The organism is Micromonospora sp., assembly GCF_048594385.1.
Classification (GTDB): domain Bacteria; phylum Actinomycetota; class Actinomycetes; order Mycobacteriales; family Micromonosporaceae; genus Micromonospora; species Micromonospora wenchangensis.
Genome location: NZ_JBMDWU010000367.1, coordinates 1 through 11,312, shown reverse-complemented (window position 1 = coordinate 11,312; position 11,312 = coordinate 1). Strand labels below are relative to the sequence as shown.

Below are 11,312 nucleotides of genomic sequence, written 5' to 3'. Positions count from 1 at the left end.
CCCGGCCAGCCCGGCCAGGTCGGAGTCGAGCGCGGCCAGCGCCGCCGTCGCCTCGCGCGCCGCCGTCCGGGCCCGCTCCCGCTCCGGTACGGCCGCCGCGACCGCCGCCGCCAGCTCCCGCACCCGGTCGACCCGGTCGGACGCGGCGGCAAACGTCTCGTCGTCGACGTCGGTCAACCCGGCGAGCATCCGGGCGACCGCCTCCAGCTTCGCCTCGGCCTGCCCGGCCCGTTCGGTGGCCCGCTTCTGCACGTTCTCGTAGACGCCGAGGCCGAGCAGGTTGACCAGGATCTGCTGCCGGGTGGCCGGCTTGGCGTGCAGGAAGTCGGCGAACTGCCCCTGCGGCAGCACCACGCAGGAGGTGAACTGCTCGTACGGCAGCCCGACCGCGTCCAGCACGGCCGGTTCCATCTCGGCCGGGGTGCCGGCCAGCACCTCGCCCAGGTCCTCCGGGCTGAGCCCGGTGTCGAGCTTGGTCACGTCGAACCCGGGGGGCATCAGTTGCAGCCCGGCGTTGGCGGTCTTGACCGCGCCCCGGCCGTCGCGGCGGACCACCCGGGTCGCCACGTACCTGTCGCCGGCCGACTCGAAGACCAGCCGGACCCGGGCCTCCACCGCCGACGGGGCGAGCGCGTTGGCCAGCCCCCGCGCCCCACCCCAGCGGGGCACCGCGCCGTAGAGGACGAAGCAGATCGCGTCCAGCACCGTCGACTTGCCCGAACCGGTCGGCCCGACCAGGGCGAAGAAGTCGGCGTCGGTGAAGTCGACGGTGGTCTCGTCGCGGAAGACGGTGAAGCCGGCCAGGTCCAGCCGCATCGGTCGCATCAGCGCTCCACCTCCTCCAGCAGCTCGTCGAAGAGGTCCCGGACCCCGTCGTCCTCGTGGCCCCGGCTGCCCAGGTAGTCGGCGAACAACTCCCGGGGCGAGCGGCCGGCCCGCTGGGCGACCCGGGTGCCGCTGCCCGGCGTGGGCAGCAGCTCCGGGTCGATCCGGATCTCCAGCGCGCGGGGGAACAGCTCCTGCACCTCCTCCCGCAGCCCGGCCCGGGGCTGTTCCCGGACGAACACCCGCAGCCAGCCCTGCGGCGGGTCGGCCTCGGCGAGCTGGGCGAGGGTGCCGCGGACCGTGTGCAGCGGCACCGCCGCCGCCACCGGCACCTCCCGGATCCGGGCGGCCGAGGTCGCGCCCACCTCGACCAGCGTCACCGAGCAGACGTTCTCCTGCTCGCCGAAGTCGACGGCGATCGGGCTGCCGCTGTAGCGGATCGGGCACGGCCCGATCACCCGCTGCGAGCGGTGCAGGTGCCCCAGCGCCACGTAGTGCGCGGTGCCGGGGAAGACCGATGCGGGCACCGCGTACCCGAGGACGGTGTGTGCGTCGCGTTCGCCGCCGCCGGTGCTCGCCCCCACGACGGTGAGGTGGGCGGTGACCAGGTGCACCCGGTCCGGCTCGGTGAACCCCTCGGTCAGCTTCTCCAGCACCCGGCCGAGGTGGTCGGCGTAGGTCTGGGTGGCCTCGGCGGCGGTCAGCTCGTACATCTCCACCGCGCGGACGGCGTACCGCTGGGACAGGAAGGGCAGCGCGGCGAGCTGCCAGCGTTCGCCCGCGGCGGTGACCCCGTCGACGACGTGCTCGGCCGGGTTGTCCCGGACCCCGCCGCGCAGGGTGATGCCGGCCGCCTCTGCCCAGGGGCGCAGCGCGTCGAGGGCGTTGCCGTTGTCGTGGTTGCCGCCGATCGCCACCACGTCGGCCCCGGTCCGCCGCAGCGCGGTCAACGCCCGGGTGACCAGCCGGGTCGCCTCCGGGCTGGGGGCGGCCGTGTCGTAGAGGTCACCGGCGACGATGACCAGGTCGGGGCGTTCGGCGTGGGCGATCTCGATCACCCCGGCGAGCACCTGCTTGTGCTCCTCGGCCCGGGACTGTCCCTTGAGCACCTTGCCGACGTGCCAGTCGGAGGTGTGCAGGATCTTCATGACGGCCGGCCCCCTAGAACGGAATGTCGTCGTCGACGCCGCCCGAGCCGACCACCGCGAACGGATCGACCGAGCCGGTGATCGAGCGCAGCGTCTCCGACGGGGCCCGGCCGGCCTCGGACACCCGGGTCGCCCACGCCGGGAAGGGGAACTCCAGGCACAACGGGACCGGGATGTCGGGCTGGTTGACGAACATGGTGCCCGGCTTGGCCAGCAGGGCGCGTTGCCGCTGGGCCGGCGGCAGGAAGCCGTACTCCGGGCGGGACGCCTCGGCCGGGTCGAGCCGGCCGACCACCCGGATCGCCGAGTTGGTGACGATCCGGCGCTCGACCTCGCTGGCCGTCTGCTGCGCGCCGACCAGGATCACCCCGAGCGAGCGGCCCCGCTCGGCGATGTCGAGCAGCACCTCCTTGATCGGGGAGGAGCCCTCGCGGGGGGCGTACTTGTTCAGCTCGTCGAGGACGACGAAGAGCAGCGGCTTGGCGGTGCCGGCCTTCTCCTTGCGTTCGAACTCGCCGCGCAGCGTCACGCCGACCACGAAACGCTGCGCGCGGTCCGGCAGGTTGTGCAGGTCGACCACGGTGACCTGGGCGCTCTCGGCGGTGTTGATGGAGTGCGGGCGGCGGGTCGCCAGGTCGCCGCGGATCAGCCGGCCGAGGTCCTTCTTGCTGCCGATCAGCCGGCGGGCGAACGCGTTGACCGTGCCCAGGCCGACCGCGCTGCCGGCCCAGTCGCCCCGGGTCTCGTCGTCGTTGAGCTGCTCGACGATGTGGTCGACCAGGTCGGCGTAGGAGCCGAGGCGCACCCCGTCGACGCTGACCCCACCGTCGGCGGGCTGGGCGTAGCGGGCCAGGTGGGCGGTGACCGAGTGGACCACCATCGTGTACTGCTGGCGTTCGTCGTCGGCGTCGGCGAAGACGTACGGCAGGAGGCGGTCGGCGCAGAACTCGCTCAGCGTCCAGTAGAAGGCGTCGACACCGGTGAGCCGGCTGCTGACGTCGGGGGTGCCGGAGGCGTCGCCGACCCGGGGCGGGGCGTACACCCGGACGTCGGGGAACGCGCCGGCGGCCAGCCCCAGCCTGGCGTACGCGGCCCGGGTGGTGTCGTCGAGGCGGGCGTTGGGGTGGTCGAGGAAGAGCAGGTCCTCGCCCTTGACGTTGAAGATCAGCGCCTTGGCGTTGACCGCGTCGCCCCCGAGCACCCCGGAGCGGAACACCGAGTAGAGCAGGAAGGTGGCGAAGCTGGTCTTGGTGGCGACCCCGGAGATGCCGGAGATCGACACGTGTGCGCCCCGACTGCCGTCGAGGAAGTCGGCGTTGAGGTAGACCGGCACGCCGTCGCGGCCCATGCCCATCGGGATGCGCCGTTCCATCCGGTCGAAGTGCAGCGCGCGGGCGCGGGCGTCGCCCTCGGCCCGGTGCACGGTGGCGCCCGGCGCGGGCGGCACGTACAGCTCGGGGTCGACCCGGGTGGTGGTGATCTCGGCGGCCTCCTGCACCTGGGCCGGAAGGGTGCCGTCGGCGATGGCGAAGACGTCCGACTCGAACTGGGCGCCCTCGTGCCGGGCGCGGACCTGGGTGACCACCCCGGCGATGGTGACCGGCTCCCGGTCGGGCAGGTCGCGCCGGGTGACCACGACGTCGTCGAGCTGGAGGTAGCTGCCGGGGGAGACGGCCGTCCAGAACTGCAACGGGGTGGCGTCGGCGGTGCCGAGCACCCGGCCGACGGGCTCGCCGGGGCTGTCGATCCGGCCGTCGGTCCGGTCGTCGGTCATCCGCGGGCTCCGGTCAGCTGGTCGTCTCGGTCAGGGCGCACGCCCTGCATACTGCCCGAGGAGTGCGACAGGTTGCCACGCGACGCGGCGGACGCCACCGGCGGGCCGGCCGCGACGTCGGGCCGACCACCGCCGTCGCGCCGGTTCGGTGACCGCAGGGGGTGGTGCGGTCACCGTCGGTCGACTTTTTCCCGCGCGGTGGTGGTGTTTGCGCAGGTGGCGGGCCCGGCGAAAATCCGGGGAAAAAAATCCCCGCCGAGGGCGTGACAGAAACCGGCCGGTTGGGCTGAGAATAGCCACAGCCGACATCGAGGATCTTCTTCCTCCGGTGCCGGTCGTCACGTCCGTAACCTGCGGACACGTGACCGGTCCACGGTGAACCACCGGCGGGCCGCCGTCAGTCGGCACCCCCCCGACTGTCCCTGTGGAGGCAGAACCCCCATGCGTCGAACCCCCCTGCTGAGCGGCCTCGCCACGGCCGCTCTCCTGGCCACCGCCGTCACGGTGCCCACCGCGGCCACCGCCGCGCCCGCCGGCCCCGCAGCCGACCCGTTCTCCCGCGCGGTCGCCCAGCTCAAGGCCCACTCCGGTGCGGGCCTCGCCGCCGACGGGCAGACGTTCACCCCGCGCAACGTGGTGACCGACGCCGACGGCACCGAGCACGTCCGGCTCAACCGCTACTCCGACGGCCTGCCCGTCCTCGGTGGCGAGGTGGTCGTCCACCTCGGCAAGGGCGACTCCTGGCGCGGTGCCACCCACGGCCTCGCCAACGCCCCGCAGCGTTCCCCGAAGGCCAAGGTCAGCGAGGCCGCCGCCAGCAAGATCGCCTTCGCCGCGTCGACCGCCACCGGCCGCTCGGTCGCGGGCGCGCAGCTGGTCTTCGACGCCGGTGCGACCGCGACCGCCCTCGCCTACGAGGTGGTGGTGGCCGGCACCCACACCGACGGCACCCCGAGCGAGCTGCACGTGCTGGTGGACGCCACCACCGGCGCGGTCCGCGACTCGTGGGAGGGCGTGCAGCGGGAGGGCACCGGCAACACCTTCCACTCCGGCTCGGTCTCGGTCGGCAGCACCCAGTCCGGCAGCACCTACCAGCTCGCCGACCCGGCCCGGGGCAACCACCGCACCTACGACCTCAACGGCCGGACCATCGGCACCGGCACCCTGGTCGCCAGCGCCACCAACGTCTTCGGCGACGGCACCCTGAACAACCGGCAGACCGCCGCCGCCGACGCCGCCTTCGGCGCGCAGAAGACCTGGGACTACTACAAGAGCGCGCACGGCCGCAACGGCATCCGCAACGACGGTGTCGGCGCGTACAGCCGGGTGCACTACAGCAGCAACTACGCCAACGCCTTCTGGCAGGACTCCTGCTTCTGCATGACCTACGGCGACGGCGGCTCCGGCTGGTACCCGCTGACCTCGCTGGACGTGGCCGGGCACGAGATGACCCACGGCGTCACCAGCAACACCGCCGGGCTGCGGTACAGCGGCGAGTCGGGCGGCCTCAACGAGGCCACCAGCGACATCTTCGGCACCCTGGTCGAGTTCTACGCGGCCAGCGCCAAGGACCCGGGCGACTACCTGATCGGCGAGAAGCTGCGCAGCACCGGCGCCCCGCTGCGCTACATGGACAAGCCCTCCAAGGACGGTAAGTCGGCGGACTGCTGGAGCAGCTCGGTCGGCGGCCTGGACGTGCACTACTCCTCGGGCGTGGCGAACCACTTCTTCTACCTGCTCGCGGTGGGTAGCGGCACCTCGTCGTACGGCACCAGCACGACCTGCAACGGCACCACTGTCGCCGGCATCGGCAACACCAAGGCCGGGGCGATCTGGTACCGGGCGCTGACCCGCTACATGACCTCCACCACCAACTACAAGGGCGCCCGGACGGCGAGCCTGTCGGCCGCGACCGACCTGTACGGCGCGACCAGCGCCGAGTACAAGGCCGTCGCCGCCGCCTGGGCGGGCGTGAGCGTCAGCTGACCCCCGGGGCCGGCGTCGACACGCCGGCCCCGACGTCCTCGACCGCGGGGCGTGGGCACACCGACCGGGTGGCCCACGCCCCGCGCCGTGTCCGCCGGGCGGGTGCCGTCAGCCGACGGGCGCGGCCCCGGCGGTGCCGACGCCGGGCGTGTCGCGGGCGTACCGCAGCATGAGTACGCCGTCGGCGGCGGCCAGCGTGTGCCGCAGCGGCAGCGGGCGGGGCGGGCTGGCCGGGCCGGCCTTGATCCGCCCCGGGCCGGCCCCGGCCAACAGGGGGGCGACGGTGACGCAGAGTTCGTCGACGAGGTCGGCGGCGGTGAGCGCGCCGAACAGGTGTGGGCCGCCCTCGCAGAGCAGTTGCCCCAGTCCCCGCTCGCGCAGCGCGGTCAGGCCGGCGGCGAGGTCGACGTCGTCCCGGCCGACCCGGACCAGGTCGACGACGTCGGTGAGGCCCGGGGGAGCGACGGCCGTCCCGGTGGTCAGCACGACCGGGCGCACCGGCGCGTCGGCGAACGCGGCCTGGGCCGGGTCGAGCCGCAGCGACCGGGAGACGACCGCCAGTGTCGGGTACTCGGCCAGGCCGTGCGCGCGTCGCCAGGCCCGGCGTTCCGGGCTGAGCCGCACCGCCTTGTAGCCCTCGTGGCGCAGCGTGCCGGCGGCCACCAGCAGCCCGTCGCACAGCATCCGCAGCAGGCCGAAGACCCGCTTGTCCGGTGCGCCGGAGAGGCCGGCGGAGTAGCCGTCCAGGGTGACCGCGCCGTCCGCGCTGGCCACGAAGTTGACCCGCAGCCGGGGGGTGTCGGCGCGGGCGTAGAGCGCGGTCAGTGCCGCGTCGTCCAACGGGCCGTCGGCGGGCGTGGGCCAGATCCGCCGGATCGGGATTCCGACGCTCATTCGCCGGCCGGACCGGTGACCGGAGGGGTGGGTGCGGGGGTACGGTGCTGGCAGTCGCACCACTTCCGGCCGGGGCAGTCGTCGTGCCGCCGCTGTCGGCACGCTCGGCAGATCATGCCGGCAGCCTATGCGGTGGGTGGAGGGGGCAGCATGTCACGTCAGATCTTCCAGCTGAAGGTGTCCCTCACCGGGGTGCGCCCGTCGGTCTGGCGGCGGGTGCTGGTCCCCGGCGGCTACACCCTCGACCGGCTGCACCGGGTGGTGCAGCATGCGATGGGCTGGCGGGACTGCCACCTGCACGCGTTCGAGATCGACGGGGTGCAGTACGGCGAACCGGACCCGGACGCCGAGCCGGTGGTGCACGACGAGCTGGACACCCGGCTGGACGCGGTGGCCGGCAAGGGCAGCCGGTTCGGCTACGTCTACGACTTCGGTGACTGGTGGGAGCACGAACTGGTGGTGGAGGACGTCCTCGCCGCCGACCCGGACGAGCGTTACCCGAGCTGCCCGCAGGGGGCGCGGGCCTGCCCGCCGGAGGGGGTCGGCGGCCCGGCCGGGCAGCTCCTGTTGCTGGCGGCGCTGGCCGATCCGCACCACCCGGAGCATGTCACGATGCGGGACTGGGCGGGCCCCGGGCACGACCCGACGGCGTTCGACGCCGGGCGGGCGACCACCCTGCTGCGCCGCTTCTGTTGATCGGCGTCTCCGCCGGGTCCATCACATGAGGCGGGGTAAACGCGATAGCTGGTAACGATCTGGGAACGCTCCCAACGGTCTATTGACACCCCCGACACCTCCCGGCAATCTCATGGGAGCGTTCCCAAGGGCGTGGCGCGGATCACCCGCGACCATCCCAGACCGACCGGCGATCACCGCCGGACCGGCCGGGACGTGCGACAGCACCCCCCACCACACACCACCCAGCCTCACCATCGAAAAGGGGTCAGGATGAGCGTCACCACGCGGCGTAACCGGTTCGCGGTCGCCGCCCTGGCCGCAGTAACCGCCATCGGCGGTCTCGCGGCCTGCGGCAAGGACGACGAGCCGAAGGAGGCCGGCGGCAAGCCCAGCAAGCTGGTCGTCGACACCTTCGGTGAGTTCGGATACGACGAGATCGTCAAGCAGTACGAGAAGGACACCGGCATCAAGGTCGAGCTGCGCAAGACCGCGCAGCTCAACGAGTACCGGCCGAAGGTGGTCCGCGCGCTGGCCACCGGCAAGGGCGCCGCGGACGTGACCGCGCTCGAAGAGGGCATCCTCAACGAGTTCAAGACCAACCCCGCGAACTGGGCCGACCTGGCGCCGCTGATCGCCGACCACAGCAAGGAATACCTGCCGTGGAAGTGGGAGCTGGGCAAGGCGGCGGACGGGCGGCTGATCGGCCTGCCCACCGACGTCGGCAGCCTCGGCGTCTGCTACCGCAAGGACCTGTTCGCCGCGGCCGGTCTGCCGACCGAGCGGGACCAGGTGGCGGCGCTCTGGCCGGACTGGAACGCCTTCATCGAGACCGGCAAGAAGTACCGGGCGGCCACCAACAAGGGCCTGATCGACTCGGCCACCACCGCCGCCAGCGCGGTCATGGTGCAGCAGGGCGGTGACCTGTTCTACGACAAGGAGGACAACGTCATCGCGGACAAGAGCGCCGCGGTGAGGACGGCGTGGGACACCGCCGTCGCGATGTCCGACGCGAAGATCTCCGCGAAGAGCGCCACCTGGTCGCCCGAGTGGTCGGCCGGCTTCAAGCAGGGCACCTTCGCGGCCACCTTCTGCCCGTCGTGGATGCTCGGTATCGTCGCCGACAACTCCGGCCCGGAGAACAAGGGCAAGTGGGACCTGGCGCCGGTTCCCGGCGGCGCGGGCAACTGGGGCGGCTCCTGGCTGGCCGTGCCGGCCCAGAGCAAGTACCCCAAGGAGGCGGCCAAGCTCGCCGAGTACCTGACCAACGCGAAGAGCCAGGTCGAGGCGTTCAAGCTCAAGGGCCCGCTGCCGACCAACCTCGAGGCGCTGAAGAACCCGGAGTTCACCAGCTACACCAACGAGTACTTCAGCGGTGCGCCGACCGGCAAGATCTTCGGTGAGAGCGTCGAGAAGATCCAGCCGCTGCACCTCGGCCCGAAGCACCAGGCGATCAAGGAGAACGCGTTCGAGCCGGCCCTGCGCTCGTACGAGAACGGGCAGTCCCCCAAGGACAAGGCCTGGGAGCAGTTCCTCAAGGACGCCAAGACCCAGGGCGCCTTCTGATCACTGCACCACCACCGGCGGTGGCGTCCGGGCATGTCCCGGGCGCCACCAATGGCGTCCCCCCGTTCCACGTACCGCCCGCCTCACCGGCCCCGCCGGAGCCGGGAAAGGACCCCGCATGAGCCTCTCGGCCACGACGGCGCCGCCGTCGCCCAGCGCACCACCCCCCACACCTCCCCGGCGGCGCAGCCGGGCGATCACCCTGAACCGCCTCGACCTGAAGCTCTCGCCCTACCTCTACATCGCGCCGTTCTTCGTGATCTTCGGCATCTTCGGGTTCTACCCGATGCTGCGTACCGCGTGGATGTCGCTGCACGACTGGGACCTCATCGGCGACCACAGCTTCATCGGGTTCGACAACTACACCCGGCTGTTCACCGACGAGTACTTCTGGAACGCCACGATCAACACGTTCGGCATCTTCATCCTGTCGACGATCCCCCAGTTGCTCCTGGCGCTGTTCCTGGCCACCATGCTCAACCGCACCTTCCTGCGGGCCCGGACGCTGTTCCGGATGGCCATCTTCATGCCCAACGTGGTCTCCGTCGCCGCGGTGGCGATCGTCTTCGGGATGCTCTTCCAGCGCGACTTCGGTCTGATCAACTGGGTGCTCAGCCTGGTCGGCGTCGACGCGGTCGACTGGGACGCCCAGAAGTGGAGCTCCTGGACGGCCATCGCCTCCATGGTCAACTGGCGGTGGACCGGCTACAACACGCTGATCCTGCTGGCCGGCATGCAGGCCATCCCGAAGGACCTCTACGAGGCCGCCGCGATCGACGGCGCGAACCAGTGGAAGCAGTTCTGGCGGATCACCCTGCCGATGCTGACCCCCACCTTCGTCTTCGTGGTCACCCTGTCCACCATCGGTGGGCTCCAGCTCTTCACCGAGCCGCTGGTCTTCGGCAACGGCAACATCATCGGTGGCGACCAGCGCGAGTTCCAGACCCTGGCGATGTACATGTACGAGCTCGGTATCGAGAACCTCAGCTCCGCCGGCTACGGCGCAGCGGTGGCCTGGGCCATGTTCGTCATGATCGCCCTGGTCTCGCTGGTGAACTTCCTGCTCGTCCGCCGTTCGGTGAAGTGAGGACCGCGCCGTGAACAAGGCATCCCAGCGCCTCTGGCGCACCAGTCCGCTGCTCTACATCGCGCTCGTCGTCGCGGTGCTCTTCTCGGTCTACCCGTTCTACTACATGGTGGTCATCGCCACCCGTAGCCTCGACCAGATCAACGACGTTCCGCCGCCGTTCACCCCGGCCGGCGAGTTCGGCGCGAACTTCGGCCGGGTGCTCGACAACGACGCGGCGAACTTCCTCACCGGCCTGCTCAACTCGGTGATCGTCTCCGCGGTGGTGACCGTCTCGGTGGTGATCACCGGGTCGCTGGCCGGCTTCGCCTTCGCCAAGCTGCGGTTCCGGGGCCGCAACGCCCTGCTGCTGACGATCATCGTGACCATGATGATTCCGACCCAGCTCGGCCTGATCCCGCTCTGGGGCATGATCCAGGACCTCGGCTGGTACGACACCCTCTACGCGGTGACCGTGCCCTTCCTGGTCAGCGCCTTCGGCGTGTTCATGATGCGGCAGTACGCCATCCAGGCCATCTCCGACGAGCTGATCGAGGCGGGCCGGGTCGACGGCGCCAGCACCTTCCGGATCTTCTGGAACATCGTGCTGCCGGCGTTGCGCCCCGCCGCCGCCGTGCTCGGCCTGCTCACCTTCATGGAGACCTGGAACTCCTACCTCTGGCCGTACGCCGTGCTCACCCCGGAGAACCCGACCCTGCAGGTGTCGTTGGCATTCCTGTCCTACGCCTACTACACCGACTACTCGCAGGTGTTCGCCGCGACCGCCATCGGCACCGTGCCCCTGGTGATCGTGTTCATCGTGTTCGGCCGCCAGATCATCGGCGGCATCATGGAAGGCGCCGTCAAGTCGTGAGCAACCCGACCCACCCGCCCGCTGTCGGCGTACTCGACCAGGGGCCGGAACTGACCTTCCCGCCCGGCTTCCTGTGGGGCGCGGCGACCGCCGCGTACCAGATCGAGGGGGCCGCCGCCGAGGGCGGCCGGACCCCGTCGATCTGGGACACGTTCAGTCACACCGAAGGGCGGGTGGTCTCCGGGCACACCGGGGACGTGGCCTGCGACCACTACCACCGGATGCCCGACGACGTCCGGTTGATGGCCGAGCTGGGCCTGAAGTCGTACCGGTTCTCGGTCTCCTGGCCGCGGGTGCAGCCCGGCGGCACCGGCGGTGCCAACCAGGAGGGCCTGGACTTCTACCGGCGGCTGGTCGACGAGCTGCTGGCCAACGGCATCGAGCCGTGGCTCACCCTCTACCACTGGGACCTGCCCCAGGAGTTGGAGGACGCCGGTGGCTGGCCGGCCCGCGACACGGCGGCCCGGTTCGCCGACTACGCGCAGCTCATGGCGGGGGCGCTGG

General features: G+C 71.6%; 10 protein-coding genes. 6 read left to right on the top strand and 4 right to left on the bottom strand.

Going from position 1 to position 11,312, the window contains the following annotated elements:
* From ACOJTC_RS19455 to ACOJTC_RS19445, 3 genes are all read right to left on the bottom strand, one after another.
* The coding region (locus ACOJTC_RS19455; RefSeq protein WP_420117943.1) for an AAA family ATPase at nucleotides 1-825 on the bottom strand (825 nt) is incomplete at its 3' end.
* Entirely contained in the window at nucleotides 825-1,973 is a 1,149-nt protein-coding gene (locus tag ACOJTC_RS19450) for an exonuclease SbcCD subunit D (protein WP_204924026.1), read from the bottom strand. The genes ACOJTC_RS19455 and ACOJTC_RS19450, both read right to left, overlap by 1 nt.
* Nucleotides 1,974-1,986: 13 nt before the next feature.
* The gene (locus tag ACOJTC_RS19445) at nucleotides 1,987-3,747 is read right to left on the bottom strand and encodes an ATP-binding protein (RefSeq protein ID WP_204924027.1); all 1,761 of its coding nucleotides are present in this window, start codon (nucleotides 3,745-3,747) and stop codon (nucleotides 1,987-1,989) included.
* 441 nt (nucleotides 3,748-4,188) lie between these two features.
* Between ACOJTC_RS19445 and ACOJTC_RS19440 the strand changes: the two genes are divergently transcribed.
* Nucleotides 4,189-5,733: a M4 family metallopeptidase gene (locus ACOJTC_RS19440; protein WP_420117942.1), complete on the top strand. Its 1,545-nt coding sequence runs from the start codon at nucleotides 4,189-4,191 to the stop codon at nucleotides 5,731-5,733.
* A gap of 108 nt (nucleotides 5,734-5,841) precedes the next feature.
* Here ACOJTC_RS19440 and ACOJTC_RS19435 read toward each other — a convergent pair whose 3' ends face one another.
* Nucleotides 5,842-6,627: a pyrimidine reductase family protein gene (locus ACOJTC_RS19435; protein WP_420117941.1), complete on the bottom strand. Its 786-nt coding sequence runs from the start codon at nucleotides 6,625-6,627 to the stop codon at nucleotides 5,842-5,844.
* Nucleotides 6,628-6,777: 150 nt separating this feature from the next.
* On the opposite strand from ACOJTC_RS19435, the gene ACOJTC_RS19430 reads away from it, so the two are divergent.
* The 5 genes from ACOJTC_RS19430 to ACOJTC_RS19410 form a co-directional block, all read left to right on the top strand.
* On the top strand, nucleotides 6,778-7,323 hold the full coding sequence (locus tag ACOJTC_RS19430) for a plasmid pRiA4b ORF-3 family protein (protein ID WP_204924030.1): 546 nt from the start codon (nucleotides 6,778-6,780) through the stop codon (nucleotides 7,321-7,323).
* Nucleotides 7,324-7,575: 252 nt separating this feature from the next.
* Nucleotides 7,576-8,868, top strand: coding sequence for an ABC transporter substrate-binding protein (locus ACOJTC_RS19425; protein WP_204924031.1), 1,293 nt, complete (start codon nucleotides 7,576-7,578; stop codon nucleotides 8,866-8,868).
* Nucleotides 8,869-8,986: 118 nt separating this feature from the next.
* On the top strand, nucleotides 8,987-9,955 hold the full coding sequence (locus tag ACOJTC_RS19420; RefSeq protein WP_204924032.1) for a carbohydrate ABC transporter permease: 969 nt from the start codon (nucleotides 8,987-8,989) through the stop codon (nucleotides 9,953-9,955).
* 10 nt (nucleotides 9,956-9,965) lie between these two features.
* On the top strand, nucleotides 9,966-10,808 hold the full coding sequence (locus tag ACOJTC_RS19415) for a carbohydrate ABC transporter permease (RefSeq protein WP_204924033.1): 843 nt from the start codon (nucleotides 9,966-9,968) through the stop codon (nucleotides 10,806-10,808).
* Nucleotides 10,805-11,312, top strand: a 508-nt coding sequence (locus tag ACOJTC_RS19410; protein WP_420117940.1) for a glycoside hydrolase family 1 protein, incomplete at its 3' end; no start/stop codon positions are given. The genes ACOJTC_RS19415 and ACOJTC_RS19410, both read left to right, overlap by 4 nt.